The 21,875-nt window shown below is 72.4% G+C and carries 18 protein-coding genes; 11 read left to right on the top strand and 7 right to left on the bottom strand.

Annotated features, from left to right (window positions below; translation table 11 throughout):
• Positions 1–142: 142 nt before the first annotated feature.
• Together pabB and ACZ63H_RS15270 are read right to left on the bottom strand one after the other, a co-directional pair.
• Positions 143–2,263: an aminodeoxychorismate synthase component I gene (pabB, locus tag ACZ63H_RS15275; protein WP_469865071.1), complete on the bottom strand. Its 2,121-nt coding sequence runs from the start codon at positions 2,261–2,263 to the stop codon at positions 143–145.
• 48 nt (positions 2,264–2,311) lie between these two features.
• Positions 2,312–3,811, bottom strand: a complete 1,500-nt coding sequence (locus tag ACZ63H_RS15270) for a carboxylesterase/lipase family protein (RefSeq protein ID WP_469865070.1) — start codon at positions 3,809–3,811, stop codon at positions 2,312–2,314.
• Positions 3,812–4,050: 239 nt separating this feature from the next.
• On the opposite strand from ACZ63H_RS15270, the gene ACZ63H_RS15265 reads away from it, so the two are divergent.
• The 9 genes from ACZ63H_RS15265 to ACZ63H_RS15225 all read left to right on the top strand — a co-directional run bounded on the left by ACZ63H_RS15265 (position 4,051) and on the right by ACZ63H_RS15225 (position 13,229).
• Entirely contained in the window at positions 4,051–5,463 is a 1,413-nt protein-coding gene (locus ACZ63H_RS15265) for an NAD(P)/FAD-dependent oxidoreductase (RefSeq protein WP_469865069.1), read from the top strand.
• 73 nt (positions 5,464–5,536) lie between these two features.
• The gene (locus ACZ63H_RS15260; protein WP_469865068.1) at positions 5,537–6,406 is read left to right on the top strand and encodes a diiron oxygenase; all 870 of its coding nucleotides are present in this window, start codon (positions 5,537–5,539) and stop codon (positions 6,404–6,406) included.
• Positions 6,403–7,248: a class-II aminoacyl-tRNA synthetase family protein gene (locus ACZ63H_RS15255; protein WP_469865067.1), complete on the top strand. Its 846-nt coding sequence runs from the start codon at positions 6,403–6,405 to the stop codon at positions 7,246–7,248. The genes ACZ63H_RS15260 and ACZ63H_RS15255 overlap by 4 nt, the downstream gene beginning before the upstream one ends.
• Before the next feature lie 2 nt (positions 7,249–7,250).
• Positions 7,251–7,661, top strand: coding sequence for a holo-ACP synthase (locus ACZ63H_RS15250; RefSeq protein ID WP_469865065.1), 411 nt, complete (start codon positions 7,251–7,253; stop codon positions 7,659–7,661).
• Complete coding sequence (locus tag ACZ63H_RS15245; protein ID WP_392202426.1) at positions 7,642–7,881, top strand: phosphopantetheine-binding protein; 240 nt, start codon at positions 7,642–7,644, stop codon at positions 7,879–7,881. The genes ACZ63H_RS15250 and ACZ63H_RS15245 overlap by 20 nt, the downstream gene beginning before the upstream one ends.
• A gap of 24 nt (positions 7,882–7,905) precedes the next feature.
• Complete coding sequence (locus ACZ63H_RS15240; protein WP_469865063.1) at positions 7,906–8,733, top strand: class I SAM-dependent methyltransferase; 828 nt, start codon at positions 7,906–7,908, stop codon at positions 8,731–8,733.
• 102 nt (positions 8,734–8,835) lie between these two features.
• Positions 8,836–10,416: a class I adenylate-forming enzyme family protein gene (locus tag ACZ63H_RS15235; RefSeq protein WP_469865061.1), complete on the top strand. Its 1,581-nt coding sequence runs from the start codon at positions 8,836–8,838 to the stop codon at positions 10,414–10,416.
• A gap of 42 nt (positions 10,417–10,458) precedes the next feature.
• Positions 10,459–11,706 carry a 5-aminolevulinate synthase gene (hemA, locus tag ACZ63H_RS15230; protein WP_469865059.1) on the top strand — a complete coding sequence of 416 codons (1,248 nt, stop codon included), beginning with the start codon at positions 10,459–10,461 and terminating at the stop codon, positions 11,704–11,706.
• Entirely contained in the window at positions 11,703–13,229 is a 1,527-nt protein-coding gene (locus tag ACZ63H_RS15225; RefSeq protein WP_469865057.1) for a long-chain-fatty-acid--CoA ligase, read from the top strand. The genes hemA and ACZ63H_RS15225 overlap by 4 nt, the downstream gene beginning before the upstream one ends.
• A 41-nt stretch (positions 13,230–13,270) precedes the next feature.
• On the opposite strand, the gene ACZ63H_RS15220 is transcribed toward ACZ63H_RS15225, so the two are convergent.
• The gene (locus ACZ63H_RS15220; protein ID WP_469865055.1) at positions 13,271–14,797 is read right to left on the bottom strand and encodes a BTAD domain-containing putative transcriptional regulator; all 1,527 of its coding nucleotides are present in this window, start codon (positions 14,795–14,797) and stop codon (positions 13,271–13,273) included.
• A 356-nt stretch (positions 14,798–15,153) separates the two neighbouring features.
• Between ACZ63H_RS15220 and ACZ63H_RS15215 the strand changes: the two genes are divergently transcribed.
• Positions 15,154–15,759: a TetR family transcriptional regulator gene (locus ACZ63H_RS15215; protein ID WP_469865053.1), complete on the top strand. Its 606-nt coding sequence runs from the start codon at positions 15,154–15,156 to the stop codon at positions 15,757–15,759.
• A gap of 286 nt (positions 15,760–16,045) precedes the next feature.
• Here ACZ63H_RS15215 and ACZ63H_RS15210 read toward each other — a convergent pair whose 3' ends face one another.
• From ACZ63H_RS15210 to ACZ63H_RS15200, 3 genes are all read right to left on the bottom strand, one after another.
• A complete protein-coding gene (locus ACZ63H_RS15210) occupies positions 16,046–16,717 on the bottom strand; it encodes a ScbR family autoregulator-binding transcription factor (protein ID WP_469865051.1) in 672 nt (223 codons plus the stop codon).
• Positions 16,718–16,872: 155 nt separating this feature from the next.
• The gene (locus ACZ63H_RS15205) at positions 16,873–17,643 is read right to left on the bottom strand and encodes an SDR family NAD(P)-dependent oxidoreductase (protein WP_469865123.1); all 771 of its coding nucleotides are present in this window, start codon (positions 17,641–17,643) and stop codon (positions 16,873–16,875) included.
• On the bottom strand, positions 17,643–18,362 hold the full coding sequence (locus tag ACZ63H_RS15200; protein ID WP_469865049.1) for an HAD family hydrolase: 720 nt from the start codon (positions 18,360–18,362) through the stop codon (positions 17,643–17,645). The genes ACZ63H_RS15205 and ACZ63H_RS15200 overlap by 1 nt, the downstream gene beginning before the upstream one ends.
• Positions 18,363–18,928: 566 nt before the next feature.
• Here ACZ63H_RS15200 and ACZ63H_RS15195 point away from each other — a divergent pair.
• Complete coding sequence (locus tag ACZ63H_RS15195) at positions 18,929–19,897, top strand: ScbA/BarX family gamma-butyrolactone biosynthesis protein (RefSeq protein WP_469865047.1); 969 nt, start codon at positions 18,929–18,931, stop codon at positions 19,895–19,897.
• A 137-nt stretch (positions 19,898–20,034) separates the two neighbouring features.
• Here the strand turns inward: ACZ63H_RS15195 and ACZ63H_RS15190 are convergent, their stop codons facing one another.
• Positions 20,035–21,819: an SWIM zinc finger family protein gene (locus tag ACZ63H_RS15190; protein WP_469865045.1), complete on the bottom strand. Its 1,785-nt coding sequence runs from the start codon at positions 21,817–21,819 to the stop codon at positions 20,035–20,037.
• Between the last annotated feature and the right edge of the window lie 56 nt (positions 21,820–21,875).

Here is a 21,875-nt window from a genome sequence, read left to right as displayed (position 1 = left end):
GGCCCGGCGCCGGGGGCACCACCACCGGCACGGGCGCCACCGGCGCCCTCGGCATTCAGGGCATCGCCGGCATCGGTTGCGCCGGGCACCCCGACCGCACCGGCACCAGCCCCGTCGTCCGCCTCCCCCGCTTCCCCGCCGGTCACCGTGCGTGTCCCGCGGGCCGGGACGGCAGGGGTGGCAGGGCCCGGAGGGCGGCGCTGGCCTTGAGCAGCATCTCGTCCACCTCACCGGCGGGGCTGGAGTCGAGGACGATGGCCCCGCCGGCGCCGATGCTCAGTTCGTCGCGGTGCCGGACGGCGGTGCGGATCACGATGTTGAGGTCGGCCGTGCCGGTCAGCCCCAGATAGCCGAGGGCGCCCGAGTAGATGCCCCGGGCCTCCGTCTCCAGCCCGTCGATGATCTCCATGGTGCGCAGCTTCGGCGCCCCGGTCATCGATCCGCCCGGGAAGCAGTGCCGTACGCACTCCACCGCGCCGACGTCCGGCCGCAGCACCCCCCTGACGGTGGAGACCAGTTGGTGCACGGTGGCGTAGGACTCCACGGCCATGAAGCGGGGCACGCCGACGCTGCCGATCTCGCAGACGCGGCCCAGGTCGTTGCGGAGGAGGTCGACGATCATCAGGTTCTCGGCCCGGGTCTTGGCGCTGTCGGCGAGTTCGGCGGCCAGCGCCGCGTCGCGGGCGGGGTCGGCGCTGCGGGGTGCCGTCCCCTTGATGGGCTTGGTCTCCACCACGCGCTCGGCGTCGATCTTGAGGAATCGTTCCGGCGAGGAGCTGAAGACCGTGACGTCGCCGAGGCGCAGCAGTGCGGCGTAGGGGGCCGGGTTGGAGGCGCGCAGTCTGCGGTAGTAGGCGAGGTCGCCGCCGTCGAAGGGGACCCTCACCTTGTTCGTCAGGCATATCTCGTAGCTCTCGCCGGCGACGAGCTGGCGTTGGCACTCCTCGATGTCCCGGGCGTAGCCGTCGGTGTCCCGGACCAGCCACGGGCGCGGGTCGGCGGTGTCGTCGGCCGGTTCCGTCCCGTCGTCGGCCTTCTCGTCGGCGTCGGCCCGGCCGAGCAGCGCGACCAGGGCGTCGGCGGTGTCGTCGATCCACTGCTTGGCCGACGCGTGGGTCTCCGCGTCGCCGCGGTGCAGCGCGACGACATGGGTGAGTCCGCGCTCGTGGTCGACGGCGATCAGGCGGTCGGCGAAGATCCAGGCGGCGTCGGGGGTCTCGGCGGTGTGCCGGTTCCGGGAGCCGAGGTCGCCCTTCAGCTCGTAGCCGAAGTAACCGACGTAGCCGCCGGTGAAGTCGAACGGGAGCCCCGTGTCGGCGATCCGGCGTTCGGCGAGGCGGCGCTCCAGGACGTCGAAGATGGTGCCGTCCTGCGTGGACACCTCCTCGGCGCCACGCACCAGGACCGCGCGGTCGGCGAGCCGGTAGGTGAGCACCTCGCTGAGCGGGCCGGAGGCGTCGCCGAGGAAGGAGAACCGGGACAGTCCCGGTTCGACCCGGCTGCTGTCGAGCCAGAACGCGTACGGTGACTGGCCGTAGAGTTCGGTGAACGCCGTCTCGGTGTCCACCGCGCCGGGAACCGTGAGGTCGAGCAATCGGTAGGGGCCGTCCGCCGCTTCGGCGGTGGTGGCGCGCGCCGGCTCGCCGGCCGGGCGGGCGGGGGCCGCGGGGGCGGTGTACCGGGCGCCGGCGGCGGTGAGCGCCTTGAAGTTGGCGATGATCTCGCGGCCGTACTCGGAGGCGATGGACTCCGGGTGGAACTGCACGCCCCACTGGGGGCGGGTGCGGTGCCGGATGCCCATGACCACGCCGTCCTCCGACCAGGCCGTGGCCTCGACGGCGGCGGGCAGCGGCTCGTCGGCGCACAGCGAGTGGTAGCGGACGGCGGTGAAGTCCTGCGGGATGCCCGCGAACACGCCCTCGCCCGTGTGCCGCACCCGGGTGAGGTGGCCGTGCCGCGGCCGCGGTGCGCGGCCGACCCTCGCCCCGGCGGCGTGGGCGATCGCCTGATGACCGAGGCAGACCCCGAGCACCGGCAGGTCCGCCCGGGCCAGCACGTCCCCGACGTGGCCCAGATCGCGCGGGATCGTCGGGCTGCCGGGGCCCGGCGAGATCACGATGTTGTCGAACTCCGCGAGGTCCAGCGTGGTCAGCGCCGGATCGTCGTTGCGCACGACGACCGGCTCGCGTCCGTTCACCTCCGCGATCAGCTGGAAGAGGTTGAAGGTGTACGAGTCGTAATTGTCGATGATCAGGCTACGCATCGGCATACTCCCAGACGGGACGCCGGGATGCGGCGTCGGCATGGTCACCTAGGCGGTGGTGGGTCTGGCGGCTCGAGCGTCCCAGGCGGCACGGTGGTGTTCGCGGGGGTCGGACTCGACGCGGCAGGAGTTGTCGAAGATCATGACCGATCGCCGCTCGTCGTAGCGCGGCCAGCCGGGGTCGCCCGTCTTGGCGAACCGGATCCAGCCTCGGCGCATGGTGTCGCCGAGTTCGGCGGGGGCGTCGGGTCCGACCTGGGGCGCGAAGGCGGGATCGTCGAGCTGGTCGAAGAGGAACGGCACTTCGAGGAAGTGCGCGGCGCCGTAGTGGCCGTCGAAGGCGGGCGAGTCCTGCCAGGTGAACTCGTAGGCGTAGGTGTTGCCGCCGGCGGCGGCGTGGATCCGCGTGAGCTCGACGACACTGCCGCGGAAGACCCAGTTGGTGACCGCCTCGGCGAGCTGTTCACCGAGCGGGAGGTGCCCGTACAGGGACTGTGCGGCGGCCCGGCAGGCCTCGGGCAGGTCGTAGGCGTTCTGGGCGTCGCGCAGGTCCTGTTCGGTGGCGGTGTTGAACTGCCCGTTGCGCATCAGGAAGTAGCGCGATTCGTCGCGATTGGTGCCGATCAGCAGGTCGACGGAGGGTGGGATGCGTTCGGTCAGCGCCGAGTCCGTGAACAGCGTGTCGTCCACGACCGGCATGTAGGGGCTGAACCAGTAGGTGTACGGGTGCCAGACGCTCGCGTCGCGGAAGCGCACGTCCAGGCGGCGCTGGCGGCGGCCGAGGAGTTCCGGGAGCGGGATGTCGGCGAGGCCGGTGTCGGCCTTGAGATCGGCGAGGACGCGTTTGGCGAGCGCGTGCCCCTCCTCGGCCTCCGCGATCACCGACAGGCACGGGCTCTGCAGGATGGCCCGGTGCATGAGCCCCTCGCCCGCCACGGTCTTGGCGATGGCCGAGATGATGGCGCTGCCGGAGGAGTTGCCGAAGAGGGTGACGGCGTCCGGGTCGCCGCCGAACGCCTCGATGTTCTCCCGCACCCAGCGCAGGGCGGCGACGACGTCGCGCATGCCCGCGTTGGTGGTGCCGCCGGGCACGTTGAGGAAACCGTCGGCGCCCAGGCGGTAGTTCATCGCCACCATGACGACGCCCTCGCGCGCGAAGACCGACCCGTCCGCCCAGGGGGTCGCGGCGCTGCCGGAGATGTAGCCGCCGGCGTGCACCCACACCATGACCGGCAGCCGGGCCGCCGCCCCCAGCTCGGGGGTGTAGACGTTGAGGGTGAGGCAGTCGGTTCCCCACGGATACAGGGGTGTGGCGTCCGTGAGCGAGTAGGTGTGGGGCTGCGGCGCGCACACGCCGAACTCGAACGCCTCCCGCACCCCGTCCCACGGCCGTGGCGGTTTCGGCGGCTGGAACCGGTTTTCGCCGTAGGGCTCGGCCGCGTACGGGATTCCCTTGAAGGAGATGACGCCCTCGTGGACCCGGCCCGCGACGATCCCCGAGGTCGTGGTCGCCAGAGCCGGTTTTTTCGCGTTCTCCTGTGCGGTCAAAGCTGGTCCTTTCCAGAAACGGTCTCCCGGCACCGGGGCGTCGCTGCGCAAACCCTAAGGACGGCGCATCGGCGATAGCAATTGCCGGAAGTGGCTGGCCGGACACGGCCACTGGGGCGGTCGCCGGGCCGTGCTGGCCGCATGTGGCCAGCCTCTTTAGGTTGTTGCGGTTTTCCACTCCGGATATCTAGCGTCTCGTGCGTCCGAATGTCGGTGCCTACCGAGACGAGGAATCGCTGATGGGGGAAAGTACCCAGGTACTGGTGATCGGCGGCGGGCCGGCGGGGAGTACGGCCGCCGGACTGCTGGCACGGCAGGGCATCCGGGTGACCCTGTTGGAGAGCGCGACCTTCCCGCGGTACCACATCGGCGAGTCGATCCTGCCGTCGGTGCTTCCGATACTCGACCTGCTCGGGGTCCGCGAGAAGGTCGACAAGCACGGCTTCGTGCGCAAGGACGGCGCCTACTTCGAATGGGGCCCGGAGAACTGGGACCTGAACTTCGACCACCTCACCGGCTCCGGCCGGTACAGCTACCAGGTGGTGCGCTCGGAGTTCGACCACATCCTGCTGGACAACGCCGCCGACCTCGGCGTGGACGTGCAGCAGGGGGTGAAGGTCACCGACATCGAGTTCAGCGAGGGCCGCCCGGTCAAGGCCCGCTGGGCCGCCACCGGCGACCGGTCGGTCACCGGTGAGATCTCCTTCGACTTCCTGGTGGACGCCTCCGGGCGGGCCGGCGTGATGGCGACCAAGTACCTGAAGAACCGTCACTACCAGGAGGCCTTCAAGAACATCGCGGTGTGGTCGTACTGGCGCGACGTCAAGCCGCTGGACCGCGGTCCGGCCGGCGCGATCGCGGTGTGCTCGGTGCCGTACGGGTGGTTCTGGTCGATCCCGCTGCACGACGGCACCCACTCGATCGGCCTGGTCGCCAAGAAGACGGTGTTCGACGCCGAACGGGAGCGGCTCGGGGGCATCGAGCAGGTGTACTTCGACGCGCTCGCCCAGGCCCCGCGCATCCTCGGGATGACGGACGGCGCGACACGGCTGCCCGAGCTGAAGGTCGAGCAGGACTACTCCTACAGCTCCAAGCAGTTCACCGGGCCGGGCTACCTGCTGATCGGCGACGCGGCCTGTTTCCTGGACCCTCTGCTGTCCACCGGCGTGCACCTGGCCACCTTCAGCGCGCTGCTGGCCGCCGCGGCCATCTCCGCCGTGGTGGAGGGCGACCTGTCGGAGGAGGAGGCGACCTCCTTCTTCGGCCGGGCGTACCGGCAGGCGTACGAGCGGCTGCTGGTGGTGGTGTCCTTCTTCTACAAGAGCTACAACCGCCAGTCCCAGTTCTTCGAGGCGGACAAGCTGACCCGGCGCGAACGGCACATGCTCAACCTGTACGAATCGTTCCTGCACATCGTGACCGGCGTGGAGGACCTGGACGACACCCAGGACGGCACCAGCGCGCTGGACAAGGTCGCCGAACGCATCCGCGACCAGGGCGACCTGGACACCGAGGGCGGCATCCTGGCCGGTCACAACGAGGCGATGAACTCGATGCCGGCCTCGCCGGAGAAGGCCGTGGGCGGGCTGTACCTCGAACTGGAGCCGAAGCTGCGGATCCGGCGGATCGGGCAGCCGGTCGAGGCCGAGTGACCCCGTGGCGCCGTGAGGCATGGGGCTCCCCTCCGGGTCCGACCACAGCCAGACGCAAAGGGAGAGGCGCACCATGGTCAGTGAGCTGATCAATTCCGACGACCGTTTCCTGCAGATCCTCGACCGGCTGACCAACAAATCCATCGAGGACTACTACAATCCCTATCGGCTCTTCGCATGGCCGGACAGCCTGCCGGATTCCATGTGGTGGATGAGTCCCGAACTGACCACCACCCACGGCAGCCCGCTCGGCAAGACCCTGACCGAGGAGCAGTTGTTCGCGCTCTCGAAGTACGAGAGCATCAACTTCTACAGCCTGAATGTGCACGGTATCCGGGAACTTCTCATCGAGGTGACCCGGCGGATCCACACCAGGGGATTCGAGACGCCGTCGGAGTTCTTCCACCATTTCATCGGTGAGGAGAACGAACACATGTGGTTCTTCGCCGAGTTCTGCCTGCGCTACGGCGGGAAGATCTACCGCCAGCCGGCCGGGGCGAACGTGGAGATCCCGAAGTCGGACGTGGAGAGCCTGCTGGTCTTCGCCCGCATCCTGATCTTCGAGGAGCTGGTGGACCACTTCAACTCCCGGATGGCGGTGGACGACCGGCTGCACGAGACCATCCGGGCCATCAACCGGATCCACCACCAGGACGAGTCGCGGCACATCGCCTTCGGCCGCGAGCTGGTGACCGCGCTGTACGCCCAGGTGAAGCGCACCTCCACCGAGCACGAACTGGGCGAGATCTCCGGCTATCTGCGCCGGTACCTGACGTACAGCTTCGAGTCGCTGTTCAACCCGCACGTCTACCGGGACGCCGGTCTCGCCGACCCGCTGGACGTGCGCCGGCAACTGCTCGAGTCGCCCGGGCGGGCGGATTTCGAGCAGGGCATCTTCCGCAAGACCTCAAGGTTCCTCGAGAAGATCGGGATCATTTCATGACCGCGGATGCCGCATCGGTCGCCGCCCGCGCCGACGCTCCGGCCATTCTCGACCCCGACCAGACCGATCTGCTGCGCGAGCTGGACGGTGTGTTCACCGGCTGGGGCCGGGCCGCCGGCGCCCGGGAGATCCTGCCCCCGCCGCTGTATCCGGTGGCGGACCTGCAGAAGTTCGACGTGTACACCAACTTCCCGCACCTCGCCCTGGTCGCCGCCCCGCTGGACCTGGCGGACGGCCCGGCCGCCCCCGAGGACGGCGCCTTCGCCCCGGCGGCACTCCACGAGGCCCGGCTCGGCCTGCCGCACGCGACCTGCTTCGGCGCCTATCTCTTCTACGAGGAGAGGGAACTCGACCGGGACACCCTGGTGACCCTGGTGAACCGGTGTTTCCGCAACGAGGACCACTACGTCCCGCTGCGCCGGCTGGCCAGCTTCCAGATGCGGGAGATCGTGGCGCTCGGCTCCTTCGAGCACACCCAGCGCGTCCTCGCCGAGTTCACCGACCGGATCACCGCGTTCGGCGCGGCGGTGGGCGTGGAGCTGGACCGGGTGGCCGCGAGCGACCCGTTCTTCGAGAACGACGGCGCGCGGGCGCTGCTGTCCCGGCTCAGCCCGGTGAAGTACGAGTTCCAGGCCGGTGACCTGGCCATCGCGTCGGTCAACACCCACCGCAACTTCTTCGGCGAACGCTGTCGCATCCGCCTCGCCGGTGAGTCCGGCTACGCCTACACCAGCTGTGTGGCGTTCGGGCTGGAGCGCTGGCTGGCCGTGCTGCTGGACGCCCACGGCTCCGCGCCGAAGGCCCTGGCGGCCGTCCGGGACGCCGCCGCGCGGGACCGGTGACGGTGACCGGCCGGGTCGGCATCGACATGGTTCCGTTCGGCCGCGTACGGGACCTGGTGCGCGACGCGTCCCTGCTGACCCGGATGCTCTCCCCCGAGGAGATCCGGCTGACCCACCGCGACACCGGGCCGGACATCCCGGGCATCGCGGGCCGGCTGGCCGCCAAGGAGGCGGTGTTCAAGCTCTTCCACGCGGCCGGCCAGACCCTGCCGTGGCGCGGCATCGAGATCCTCACCGCCGACGGCGGCCATCCGGTGGTGCGGCTGGCCGGCCGGGCCGCCGAACTGGCCCGCGAGGCGGGCATCGAGGACATCTCGGTGAGCATCAGCCACGACGAACCCTGTGCCGTGGCCGTGGCGTTCACGGCCTGCAACCCAGAGAACAGGAGTGGAGATGGCAGCGACAGGCATTGACGAGGTCCGCAACTGGATCCTCAAACGCCATCCGGAGCGGCAGACCATCGACGCCGAGGAGAACCTGATCCAGACCCGTCTGGTCGACTCACTGACCTTCGTGGAGCTGGTCTACGTCATCGAGAACGCGACCGGCGTGGAGATCGACTTCGACAACATCGACATCCAGGACTTCCAGACCCTGGCCGCCATCGAGAAGGCGTTCTTCGTCGCGGCCTGACCGGCACCAGGAGAGAGGCAACTGATGGAAGCCGTCTCGTACACCGCCCAATGGACGGCCGCGGCGCGCGCGCTGGAGACCGAACGCGGCGACCGGGCGACCTTGCGCGACCCCTTCGCCCGCGCGCTGGCCGCGCCCCGCGGATTCGAGCTGCTGGAGAAGAACCAGGGCAGTGGACTGGCCACGTTCATCGCCATCCGCACCCGTTATCTGGACGAGAGCATCGCGCAGATCCTGGCGGACAACGACATCCGGCAGATCGTGTTCGTCGCCGCCGGCATGGACACCCGCCCCTTCCGGCTCGACTGGCCGGACGAGGCGATCGTGTACGAGGTCGACTTCCCGGCACTGCTCGAGGAGAAGCGCCGCCGGCTGGCCGCGCTGGACGCCCGGCCGCGGGTGACCCGCCGCGAGGTGGCGGTCGACCTGCGCAAGGACTGGCTGCCGGACCTCGAACGGGCCGGGTTCGACCGGGACAGCGCCACCCTGTGGATCGTCGAGGGGCTGCTGTTCTTCCTCACCGAGGAGCAGGCGACCGGCCTGCTGCGGGCGCTGGGCTCGGCGTCGGCGCCGGGCAGCTGGCTGGGCGTGGACTTCGTCAGCGAGGCGCTGCTGCGCAGCCCGTTCTCCCGGGACTTCCGGCGCAAGCTGGAGGAGGACGGCACGCCGTGGCTGTTCGGCACCGACGAGCCCGAGGAGTACCTGGCCGGCCTCGGCTGGAAGGCGCGCGACGTGAAGGAGCCCGGCGAGCCGAGCACCGCGCACGACGACTGGCCGTTCCAGGTGCAGCCCCGGGACCGCAAGGGTCCCTCGCGCAGCTGGCTGGTGCGCGCCGAGTACGTGGGCGGCTGAGCGCCCACACCTGACGCGGGGGCCCCGTCCGTACCCCCTCGGGTCCACCCGCGAGGACTCCCCCTGTCAGCTAAGGATTCCGGGTCGAAGGGAGAGATCGCTATGGCGACCGACAGCGGGGAATGGTGGGCGGCGGCGGGCGGCTACGTGGCCGAACTGCTCACCGTTCTCGCGATGGAACCGGACAGGCCGGTCCTGCACTACCGCGGTTCCTGGGTGACCGGGGGCGCGCACATCAGCTCCGTGACCGGGATCTACCGGGCGCTGCACGAGGCCGGCGTGGGCCACGGCACGGTCGTCGGGGTGCTGACCTCGTCGAACAGCCCGGAGATCCTCGGGGTGCGGCACGCGGCACATCTGCACCGGGCCGCGGTCGCGCACCTCAGGTCGACCAACCCGGGGTCGAGCACGGCGATGCTGTCGGTCGACGACCAGCTGGAGATCCTGCGCTCGACCGGCGCGGCCGTGCTGTACGCCGACGCGGACAGCGCCGGGCGCGCGGCCGAGCTGGCAGAGCTGGCCGGCGTACCGCTGATCGGACCCCGGGTGCCCGGTGCCCGGCACGTCGTACCGGGGGACGATCCGGGACCGGCGAAGGTCGTGCCGTGGTCGCCGGAGGACCTGGCGGCCATCGCGTTCACCAGCGGCAGCACCGGGCGGCCGAAGGGCATCAGGAAGTCGCGGCGGTCCTGGGACAGCGTGGCGTACGGCACGATCGCCCTGGGCCGGGAGGCCGAGGAGATCACGGCGGTGGTGGTGACCCCGCTGGGCCAGACGGTCGGGCAGCTCGCCGATGCCGCGCTGATCGACCGGGGCCGGCTGGTGCTGCTGGAGGAGTTCACCCCGGACGCCTTCCTCGGCGCGGTGCGGGAGCACGCGGGGACGCGGACCTTCATGGCCACCAGCCACCTGTACCGGCTGCTGGACCGCCTGGAGGAGCTGGGGCTGCGGGACACGGAGGCCGCCGGACTGGCGAGCCTGCGCCGCATCGACTACGCGGGCAGCCCGGCGGCTCCGGCCCGGCTCGCCGAGGCCGTGAAGCTGTTCGGCGCCGGGCTGTTCCAGCAGTACGGCACCTCCGAGAGCGCCCGGATCACCTGTCTTTCCGGGGAGGACCACACCGATCCGGAGCTGCTGGCGACGGTGGGGCGTCCGTTCCCCGGGGTGGAGATCGGCTTCAGCGACCTGGAGACGGGCGCCGCGCTCGACGACGGGCAGGTCGGTGAGGTGCGGGTGCGCTCCCCGCACGTCATGGACGGCTACCTGGACGAGGCGCTGACCAAGCAGGTGCTCCGGGACGGCTGGTACCACACCGGCGACATCGGCTACCGCGACGGGCGCGGCTATCTGCGGCTGCTGGACCGGGTCGCCGACATGGTCAAGATCGACGGGGTCAAGGTGTACCCCACGGTGGTCGAGCGCGCGATGCTGACGATCCCGGGGATCGCGCAGTCGGTCGTGTACGGCTTCCTCGGCGAGGACGGCTTCGAGCACCTGCACGCGGCGATCACCCTGCGCCCGGGCGCCTGTGTGGGTGTCGACGCGGTGCGCGACCACCTCGGCAACATCCTCTCGCCGGCACACGTCCCCGAACGGGTGCTCGTCCTGGACGAGATCCCCCTGAACGCGGCCGGCAAGCCCGACAAACCACGCCTGCGACTGGAACACGCGTCGCACGCCTGACAGCAGGCAGGACACCGATCCTCACCGACGATTCGGAGCATCATGCCCAGCCATCTGGAATATTTCAGCACCGAGGTCCCTCCGGAGCAGACGCGGACGCGCACGTTCCTCGAGATCGGCAGGCGCGCCGGGCACTTCCCGAGCGCCGTGGCACGGGTCCCCGACGGGGACACCGAGGTGAGCGTGTGGTGCAGCAACGACTACCTCGGCATGGGGCAGCATCCGCTGGTGCTGGCCGCCGTGCACGACGCCGTGGACAGGTTCGGCGCGGGGTCGGGCGGTTCGCGCAACATCGGCGGGACCAACCACTGCCACGTCGAGCTGGAGCGGGAACTCGCCGACTGGCACGGCAAGGACGCGGCGCTGCTGTTCACCTCCGGGTATACCGCCAACGACGGCGCGCTGACCGTACTCGCCGGCACGCCGTCGGACACGGTGGTGTTCTCCGACGAGTTGAACCACGCCTCGATCATCGACGGGCTGCGGCACAGCGGCGCCACGAAGCGGATCTTCCGGCACAACGACGTCGGTCATCTCGAACGGCTGCTCGCCGAGACCGACCCCGCGCTGCCGAAGCTGATCGTGCTGGAGTCGATCTACTCGATGTCGGGTGACGTCGCCCCGCTGGCCGAGGTGGCGGACCTGGCCGAGCGGTACGGGGCCACGACGTTCCTGGACGAGGTGCACGCGATCGGCATGTACGGTCCCGAGGGCGCCGGGGTCGCGGCGCGCGAGGGCATCGCCGACCGGTTCGACGTCATCATGGGGACACTGGCCAAGGGCATCGGCACGGTGGGCGGTTACATCGCCGGCCCGAACGCGCTGATCGACTACGTCCGGGCCGTCTCCCGGGCGTTCGTCTTCACCACCTCGCTGCCGCCGGCCACGGCGGCGGGCGCGCTCGCCGCGGTGCGGCACCTGCGCGGGTCCGAGGAGGAGCGGCGGCGGCTCGCGGAGAACGCCCGTCTGCTGCACCGGCTGCTGGACGAGGCCGACATCCCGTACAAGTCCTCCGACTCGCACATCGTCTCGGCGCTCGTCGGCGACGACGCGCTGTGCAAGCAGGCGTCCGCGCTGCTGCTCGACCGGCACCGCATCTATGTGCAGGCGATCAACGCCCCCAGTGTGCGCGAGGGTGACGAGCTGCTGCGGATCGCGCCGTCGGCGACGCACACGACGACCGACGTGAAGAAGTTCGCGGAGGCACTCGCGGGCATCTGGCTGGAACTGTCCATCCCGTCCGCCTCGGTGCGGACGAAGGAGTCCGCGGACGTGAAGGAACCGGTGTGACCCGACCGCTGGCCGCCGTGCTCGCCGACACCGCGGCACGGCGGCCGGACGCGCCGGCGCTGGTCTTCGGGTCCACCACCGTCGGCTACGGGACGCTGTGGGAACGGGCCCGCGGCTGTGCGGCCGAGCTGCGCCGGCACGGGATCGGCCCGGGCGACCGGGTCGCGCTGCTGCTGCCCGACGGCCCGCGGTTCCCGGTGGCCTACTACGGCGTGCTCGCGCTGGGTGCCACCGTGGTCCCGCTGAACGCCCGCTTCCGGGCCGGGGAGATCGAGTTCGTGCTCGCCGACAGTGGCGCGCGGGGGCTGATCTGCGCGGAGACGACGGTGGAGGAGGGCGCGAAGGCGGCGGCGGTCACCGGTGCCACGCTGTTCACGTTCGGCGCCGGCTTCGCCGACGGGGTGCGGCTGGACCCGCCCGACCCCGCTCCGCCCCTCGCGGGCCATGTGCCGGTGGCGCCGGACGGCATCGCGGCGATCCTGTACACCTCGGGGACCACCGGCCGGCCCAAGGGGGCCATGCTCACGCACCGCAACGTCGTGACCAACATCGAGGTGACGGCCGTCTCCCCGTTCGCCGCCCGGTCCGACGACGTCCTGCTGTGCGCCCTTCCGCTGTCCCACACCTTCGGCCAGACCTGTGTGATGGGTGTGGCGTTCCACACCGGGGCGACGGTCGTGCTGATGCCCCGGTTCGACGCGGGCGCCGCGCTGGAGCTGATGGCCCGGCACGGCTGCACGGTGTTCATGGGGGTGCCGACGATGTACCACGCCCTGCTGGAGGCGGTGGCCGACGGTGCCCCGGCCCCGCGGCTGCGCCGGGTCTACAGCGGGGGCTCGGCGCTGGCGGTGCCGGTGCTGGAGCGCGTCGAGGAGGTCTTCGGCTGCCGGGTGTACGAGGGGTACGGGCTGACCGAGACCTCCCCGTGCGTCGCCTACAACCAGCCGGGCTCGGCCACCCGGCCGGGCACGGTCGGCACGCCGATCGCCGGGGTGGAGGTCGGCATCGCCCGCGCCGGGCTGGAGGGCCGCATCGAGCTGCTGCCCGCGGGCACCGTGGGCGAGGTCGTGATCCGCGGGCACAACGTGATGGCCGGATACCTGGGGCGGCCCGAGGAGACGGCGGCCGTGCTCGTGGACGGCTGGTTCCGCTCGGGGGACCTGGGCGTGCTGGAGGAGGACGGCCTGCTGCGGCTGGTCGACCGGAAGAAGGACGTCGTGCTGCGCGGCGGCTACAACGTCTATCCCCGGGAGGTCGAGGAGGTGCTGCTGCGCCATCCCGCCGTCGAGCAGGCCGCGGTGATCGGCCTTCCGGACGAGCGGCTGGGCGAGGAGGTGTGCGCGGTGGTGGTGCCCCGCCCCGGGTTCGCACCCGGTGCCGCGCTGGCCGCCGACCTGGTCGCCTTGGCCCGGGACCGGCTGGCGGGCTACAAGTGTCCGCGCCGGGTGGAGTTCGTGGAGGCGCTGCCCACCGGACACAGCGGCAAGGTGCTCAAGCGCCGCCTGGTGGAGCGCTACGCGTAGGGCGCCCGGGCCGGGTGCGCGGGGCGCACCCGGCCGTGGGCTCACACGGTGCCGACGGCGAGGACGCCGCCCCCGCCGACGCGGGCGCCGGGGTCGTCCAGCAACTGCCAGCGGGCCGGCTCGCCGCGGGCCGGTCCGTAGGAGCAGGCGGGCTCGGTGGCCCGCCGGGTCACCGGGCAGACGTGGATCTCGCCGTCCGGTACGAGCGGCAGCATCGCCTGGCCCGCCTGGAGCAGCGCGCGGCCGGCCGACGGGGCCGCGCCGTCCTGGGGGTGCCGGCGCAGCAGGGCCTCGCCGGTCACCACGGCGGCCTTGATCACCACGTCCGCCCGGCCGTCCGCCCGGGCCCAGGCGGACCGTACGGCGGTGGCCGCGCACACCGCGCCCCGCGCGTGGCCGGCGGCGTCCGGCCGGGTGGGGAACACGCCGAGGATGTCGGTGCCCAGTGTGGCGACGACGGTTCCGCCCCGGCTCTCGATCTCCTCCCGGACGCCGCCGTACACCCGGTCGAACACGGTGTCGGTGTCGTCCGGCCGGCCCGCCCGGAGGGTGACGCCGACCCGCAGCAGCAGGGCGCTGACCTCCCGCCGGCCGGGGGCCGGGGCGGGCGCGGAGGCGGGAGCGGTGCCGGGGGGCGGGACGGACCAGGGGGCGGTGCCGTCGTCGGCGGGGGGCCCGTGGCGGTGGCCGCCGGTGGTCGCGAAGGGGTGCGGCGGGGCCGCCGTCGCCCGCGTCGGCGCTCTGGTCTCCGGTTCCCGTCCGGGCGGGGTCTCCGGGGGGACCCGGCCGGCACCGGCCACCGGTGCGGTCAGGACGGTGGCCGGGGCGGACGGGACGCATTCGAGCGCCGGGTCGTGGGTGAGGATGGCCTGCTGGAGCAGTCGCAGCTCGCGGCCGGGCTCCAGGCCCAGTTCCGCCACGAGGGCCGCGCGCAGCCGGCTGTAGACGCCGAGCGCGTCGGCCTGCCGGCCGCAGCGGTACATCGCGCGCATCAGCTGGGCACAGGAGCGCTCGCGCAGCGGCTCGCTCTCGACGACCGTCTCGATCTCGGAGAGCACCGCGTGGTGCCGGCCGCACGCGAGTTCGGCCTCGAAGCAGTCCTCCAGCACGTCCAGCCGCACGTGCTGCAGCGCGGTCAACTCGGGCCAGCCCACCCCGAGTTCGACCAGGTCGGACAGGGCGTCGCCGCGCCACAGGCGCAGCGCCTCGCGCAGTCGGCGGGCCGCCTCGTCGGGCCGGCCCGCCGCGTGCAGGGCCCGCCCCTCCTCCACCATCCGGCGGAACCGGTGCAGGTCGACGTGTTCGGGGTCGACCTCCAGCGCGTAGCCGGGTGACTGGGTGCGCAGGACGGCATCGGTACCGTCCTGCGACAGCCTGCGGCGCAGCCCCCAGACGGCGTTCTGCACGATCTTGCGGGCCGTGACCGGGGCCTCTCCCTCGCTCCACAGCGCCGTCAACAGCCTGCTGATCGGGACGACCTGGCCCGGTTGCAACAGCAGGAACCCGAGGGTCGCGCGCTGTTTGCTGCCCCCCAGGTCGACGACCCGGCCGTCCGAGACGACCTCCAAGGGACCCAGCATCCGGAACCGCATGACAACCCCCCGCATCAGATGGACCCAGCCAAATGAGCGCGCCAGAAGCGCAAACTTTGGCCACAATACAAACCGGGGGTTCGGTTTACAACACGGGACGCATCGTTGGACAATCAGGGCTCCGGGGCGCCGCGCGCATCATAGATACCCGTCTGACCTGGACTTTTCTCAAGAAAGGACAGATCAGACGATGGCCGGCACGCCACCGTCGCACAACAACATGGGCATGCCAGGATGGTCGCCAAACAGGACACGCATCCCTTTACAACTGTCGTCACCAGGAGATCACCGAACGGAGTCATGGTGGATATGCTGCGAAAAGAGTCCGCCGCATGAGGCAAGTGAGGGCCGAAGAGACCCGGAACGCCCTCCTTCTGGCCGCCGCCCAGATTTTCGACCGCGACGGCTACGAGGGCACCACGCTGGCGATGATCAGCGACCGCGCCGCGGTGAGCAAGGGGGCGCTCTCGTTCCACTTCAGCAGTAAGTCGGCGCTCGCGGACGCCGTGCAGTACCTGTCCTGCGAGCGCTCGCGCACCGAACTGAAGGCCCTGGACGATCCCGGGGTGCCGGCCCTGCGGGCGCTCGGCGACATGGTGCGCGGGCTGGCGGACCGGCTGGCGGGCGACCCGCCGACCCGGGCCGGCCTCCGGCTGGCCCGGGAACGCGGTCCCTCCCGGGGGCCGGGCCTGGACTGCCGACTCGTCTGGCGCGCGGTGTTCCGGCAGGCGGTGCTGCGCGCGCAGGAGGAGCAGAGCCTGCGGTCCGACGCCGGGGTGGAGTCCGTCGTGGACCTCGCGCTGGCCCTCGCGCTCCACCAGGAGGCGGTCCCCGCGGATCGTGACCAGAGCACATGGCTGACCGACGCCTGGGAGTTGCTGCTCCCCGCGCTCGTCTCGCCCGCCTTCTCCGGCACGCTCACGTCCGCGCGTTCCTGAACCGGGGGACACGCTCCCCTCGGCCCGGAGGGTGAAAGGACGGCCGGTCGCCATCGGGCGGGCCCCCGCGCCGACGGCGTCCGGCCCGAAGCCGGCCCGGGCGTCGGTCCGCCCCGGACGGGCGAGCCGCCCGGAGCCGGCGCGCCCGCCGCGGCGCACGCGCGCCGCTGCCCGCCCGGCCCGCTCCGGGGCCCGCGAGCCGCTCCTCGCCCGGCTCGCCGGAGCCCGTAACCGGCCTCGCCGGCGCCGGCCCTGGGCGCGCGGCCGCTGCTGTGCGGTCACCGCGTCAGCCCGCCGGTTCCGCCACCAGGGCCCGGCCCTCCGCCCGCATCTCGGCCAGCACCCGGGTCCCGCGGTCCGGTGCGAAGTCCAGCTGCGGGAAGACGGCGGGCATCGTGACGCTGGGCAGCATGTAGGCGAAGAGGGACGAGATCCGCTGCTCCAGATCCGTCCACTGGGACCTCACCTCCGACACGACCTGGGCGCCGATCCAGGAGCTGACCAGGAAGCGGCCGAGTTCCTCGGGCACCACGTGCGGGTAGACCTCGCCGCGCTCCTTGGCGGTGGCCACCACGGAGGCGAACCGCGCCGCCCACGCCTCCCAGGGGCCGCCGTCCGCCAGTTCCTGGAGGTGCCGCTCCATGGCCAGCTTGGCGCCCGCCTGGAGCATGATCTCCCGCGGCAGCCGGCACGCCAGCGTCATGGCCTCGTCGACCAGTTCCTGGAGCTTGTAGGTGCGCGGGGGCGGATATCCCTGCTCCGTCACCTGCTCGGCGAAGATGCCCTGGACCAACTGCTCCTTCGAAGCGAAGTGGAAGTACAGGGCCCCTCGCGTGACCTGGGCCTTCTCAAGGATCTGCGCGATGCTGGCACCGTGGTATCCGTGCTGCGCGAAGACTTCCGCCGCCGCGTTCAGGATCGTGCAACGGGTTCGGATCGCGCGCAACTGCTGTGCCATGTGTTCGTCCTCTCGTCCGCGCCCCGCCACCCCTCCGAGCTGACGCGAATGCCTGATCCCGGGCCGCGACCGCGGCCCGGGTGACAAAAGAAACCAGATGACTGGTACTTTACCAATGTGCCCCTCAAGGCCGTCGGTGGCGAGAACGCCCCGGCTCACCAGGCCCCGGCACCGCCGTCCACCGCCATGGTGGCACCGGTGACGAAGCCGGCCTGGTCGCTGCAGAGCCACACCGCGACCCGGGCCACCTCTTCCGGATCGGCCACCCTCCCCTGCGGATTGCGGCGGCGCATGCGCTCCTCGGCCGCCGGGTCCCGGGCGAAGACGCCCTCCGACATCTCCGTCCTGGTCAGACCGGTGGCCAGCGCGTTCACCCGGATGCCGTGCCCCGCGTACTGTGCCGCGGCCGACTTGGTCAGACCGAGCACGGCGTGCTTGGCGGCCACATAGGGCGCGCCCTGCGAGGTGGCGCGGACCCCCGCGATGCTGCTGTTGTTGACGATCGCGCCGCCCGCACCCCCGGCGAGCATGGCCTTGATCTGGTGCTTCATGCAGAGCCAGACGCCCCGGAGGTTCACGTCGAGCACCGTGTCGTAGTCGGCGTCGTCGGTCTCGTGCAGCAGGGCCGGCCCGGTCGTCGTACCGGCGTTGTTGAACGCGGCGTCGAGCCCGCCGTACCGGTCGACGGCGAGCCCCACCGCCCGCTCCACGTCCTGTGCGCTGGTGACATCGCCCCCGGCGCAGGCGACTTCGGCGCCCTCGCCCCGCAACTCGGCCGCCAGCTCCTCCAGCCGGGACAGCCGGCGGGCCATCAGCACCAGTCTGGCGCCGTTGCGGGCGCCCACCCGGGCCGCCGCCGCGCCGATGCCGCTGCTCGCCCCCGTGACCAACAGGACCTTGCCCGCCAGCAGTTCGCCCTCCTCGATCACGCGACCGCCCTTCCGGGCACGCCGTCCCAGAGCGTACCGGCCCGCGCCTCGGCGTCGACCGTGCGCAGCAGCCGGTCGTCGATCTCGGCCAGCGAACCGACGACGTGACGCGCCCCGGCCTCGCTCATCAGCTGCCGCTGGAAGCCGTGCGCGAAGTCGCTGGGGTGCCCGATGAACGGGGCGCCCAGCTCGCGGGCCGCCTCGGCGACCCGGGCCACGTCGTCGATGAACACCACCTCGTCGCAGGCGAGGCCGGCGACGTCGACGGCGATCTCGTACAGGCCGGGGCGGATGCCGTCGGTGCACACGTACCGGGGAGGGTCGAACAGGTCGGCCAGGTGCCCCAGGTGGCGCTCGAAGTGGGCGGCGTCGAGCCCGCCGTAGCAGACGGTCCTGAGGCCCAGGGCACGGAGCCCGCGCAGCAGGTCCACCGCGCCGTCGAGGACGCGGACCGGGTGGTCCGCGAGGTAGCGCTCCCGCTCCTCGAAGTAGACGGCGATCGTCTCTTCCGGGGTGGTCGGCATGGCGCACGCGTCCGCGAGGATCCTGCCCGCGACCTCCCGCGGCTGGGAGAAGATGCGGCGCTCCAGGTCCGCGGAGTAGGTACCGCCCCGGCTGGTGACGAAGTGGTGGATCACGGGACTGAACGTGTCGTTCAGCAGCACTCCGTCGATGTTGAGCGCGGCCATGCGGAGTCTGCCGAGTTGCCCGGTCATGGATCCCTCTCCCCTCCCCCCGTGACCCGCCTGTGCTTCGAGCGGGCGGCGGGCCGGCTAAACCTGACGATCGGTTCAGATCCTCACACGGGCGTGGCCGATAGTCCATGGATCATGTTCGGGCGTCTCGCTCGCCGGAACGCGATGTCCACGAACGGTGTCCCGCGCGTCACACCGGGGGGTCGTCGCGACCGGCCCCCGAGTAGGCTGGCGGGACCTGCCTCCACGCGCCGGCGCGGGCGTGCGGAGCGGGCCGGACGACCGTGCTAGGACGCCCGGAATCAGGCTCAATTCCGAAGGGGACCTGTGATGTCGGCGTCGGGGCGGCACGTGCGCGGCAGCGCGCTCGCCCCCGTCCGCGGGGCACCGGTCCACCCTTCACGCCCGCCGCCGCGCCCGCCCGGCGGTCCTTGACCGAGAGGGACGGGAGACGCTGGAAAAAAAACCGGTCAGTCCGTAAAGTGACGCCCGTCGCACACCGCTTCATCCGCGCTCCACCCAAGCCCGTTCGGCTTGGCCTGTGTTACGGCAGCACTTCGTCCACGACTGCCCTGGGGGAGAGGCACATGACCACGTCTGCGTCCATCGACAGCATGATCACTGACTTCCGGGCGGCTCTGCCCACCACCACACCCGCCGGACCGCGCGCCTTCACGACGACCGTTCCCAAGGAGTACGTCCACCGCGCGGCGGTCACCGAGGTGTTCCTCACCGGCTGGCGACAGACGGACGTGGACACCTGCACGGTCACGGCACAGTGGCCGCGGGCCCACACCTTCTACGGACCCTCGAACGGCTTCCACGACCCGCTGCTGTTCAGCGAGACGCTGCGGCAGTCGGTGCCGCTGCTGTCCCACACGGTCTACGGCGCACCCATGAACCACAAGCAGATATGGCGTGACCTGCACGTCGCCCTGGATCCGGCGGCGCTGCGCGCCGGACTCACCCCGGCCGACGTGGAGCTGCGCATCCACTGCGCGGACGTCGAACGGCGGGCCGGCGTGCTGCGCGCGATGCGGATGGAGGTGACCGCCACCCGCGACGGGCAGTACCTGGGGACGGCGTCGACCTCGTTCAGTTCGCACAGCGCGGCGCTGTACCCACGGCTGCGCGGGGCCTACGCCGACGCCGAGCGGGCGATGGCGGCGGCCGTCGAGATGCCGCTGCCGCTCCAGCCCGAACTCGTCGGGCGGGACCGCCCGCACGACGTGGTGCTCTCGCCCCGCGCGGGCGACGGCCGCTGGCAGCTGCGGGTGCACACCCTGCACCCGATCATCTTCGACCACCCGAACGACCACGTGCCCGGCATGCTGCTCCTGGAGGCGGCCCGCCAGGCGGCCCAGCACCATCTGGGTCCGGCGCCGGTCCTCGTCACGGGGCTGGACGCGGCGTTCCACCGGTACGCGGAGCTGGACGCCCCGGCCTGGGTCGCGGCCGAATCCCTCGCCGACGGCCGCGTCCGCGTGACCGTCGAGCAGCGGGACGCGCCCGTCTTCGCGTGCACGGTGACCACACACCCGACGGCCACGGTCTGACACCGCCCGCCTCCGGCGGAACTCCGTCGCGGCGGCGCCCATGGAGCCGGGGCCGGAGCCGACCGGTGAGCCGGGCCGGGAGCGGCGGGGGGGGTTCCGGACGGACGGTGGTCGGTGGGCGGTGGGGGTCAGAGGGGTCAGAGAGGATCGGTTATGCCGAGCCCTGTCAGGGCGCCTACCGGGTCGGAGTCCGGGGTGCCGCGGGGCCACCAGTCGTCCTGGCCGGGCTCCGACTCGTAGGCGTACCACAGCCCGTCGCGGCCCAGCCGGAGCTGGACGTGGCCGCGCGGGTGGGTGAGGCGGTTGCGCCAGGGGCGGAAAGCCGGCAGGTCGGCGGCGAGCAGCAGCGGGCGGGCCCGGTCGAAGCGGCCGGCCGGCGGATCCCACGGCTCCTCCAGGACGGCCAGCCCGGCCTCCCCGCCCTGCCGCCAGGCCGCCACGGCGCGCGCGAGGTCGGCCGGACCGCGGCCGGTCGCTTCGGCGAGCCCCGCGTACAGCGTGCGCGTGGCCGCGGTCAGTCCGGAACCCGGGCGGGCCGCGGCGAGGCGCACCGCGTCCTGCCACAGGGTGAGGCCGCCGACCGGGTCGCGTCCGGTGGTGAGCAGCGCGTGGGCGCGGGCGGCGGCGTCCGTCGCGAGCTGGTCCAGCGCGAAGGGGTCCGGGCCGCCGGGCGCCGAGGGGTAGACGGGGGGCTGTCCGGCATGGGGGGGCACCGGCAACGGCGGGGGCAGCGGCGGAAGCCGACGGTCCGCCAGGGCGTCGGCGGCCCGGACGCCGGGCAGGGTCCGCGGTTCCCGTTCGCGCGCGTCGCGGGCCGCGCGGGCGGCACTGCGCCGGGACAGCGCGTCCAGCAGTTCCCTCTCGCCCCGGCCGCGGAGCAGGAGGAGGACGAAGGGGTCGGCGTCGAGCAGTCGGGCCGTCTGGTAGCACAGGGCGGCGGCGTGCTTGCAGGGGTGGCCGGAGTCGGGGCAGCTGCACCGCGGGGAGAGGTCGCCGGGCCCGGGCAGCAGGGGGACACCGCAGTCGGCGAGCGACTGCGGCAGCTCCTTGTCGAGCAGCGCCGCGATGTGGCCCGGCCGGTCGGCCGCGGCGTCCAGGAACCGTTCCCAGTCCGCGTCGTCCAGGGTGCGTACCCGCATCTGCACCCGGTACGGCCGGGGCCGGCTTCCCCGGACGTACGCCAGCACCAGCCCCGGTGTGACGGTGATGGCGTCCACCTGTCCCTGGTCGGCGTAACCCCGGCCGCGCGCCAGCCGCTCGGGGTCCAGCGCGCCCCGCTCCAGCGCACCGACCCAGGCGTTGCCCCACCAGGTCCCGGCGAACGCCTCGCCGGTGCCACCGCCCGCCCGGGCGGGGAACGCCGGGAACGTGCGGCGGAGTTCACCGTCGCGGTGGGGGGTGCCCATGGACCCGGCCCCGAAGTGCGGCTGCGCCGCCGCGCCCGGCTCGGGGTCGCTCGCCGCCGGTTCGGCGGGCGGGGTCGTGGTGGCGTGGGCGGGGTCCTCCGGCTCGCCGTCGGCGGTCTCCGTCCACGAGGGCATGCGGAACGCGGTCGCCAGGTAGTGCCGCATGTCCCGCACGGTCCTGGCCCGGGCGGGCGGGGTCTCCCCTCCGGGCGGGGGCGGGGTGCGCGGCCCGGCGGAGCGATCCGGTCCGGCCCCGCGCCGCCCGTGTCCCGCCCCGGCGGCCGCCTCGGTCTCCGCGCGCGCCGCCTCCGCACGCGCCGCCCGCAGCGCCTGCCGGGCGACATCGCCGGGACGCCGGCCGGCAGCGCCACCGGTACGCCCACGCACACGGCCACCGCCCGGCTCGCCCCCCGGCCCAGGGGTGGCGCCATCCGGCTCGTCCCCCCGCGCGGGGGTGGTGTCATCCGGTCCGGCTCCGCCCCCGGGACCGGCGCCGTCCGGCTCGTCCGTCCGCACGGAGCGGGGACCGTCCGGAACGGCTTCGGGCAGGGGCCCGGTACCCTCCGCCTCGG

The sequence above is a fragment of the Streptomyces sp. NPDC104831 genome (assembly GCF_055583025.1).
Note: the sequence above shows the minus strand (reverse complement) of the source record. Positions and strands in the feature narration are given on the sequence as shown.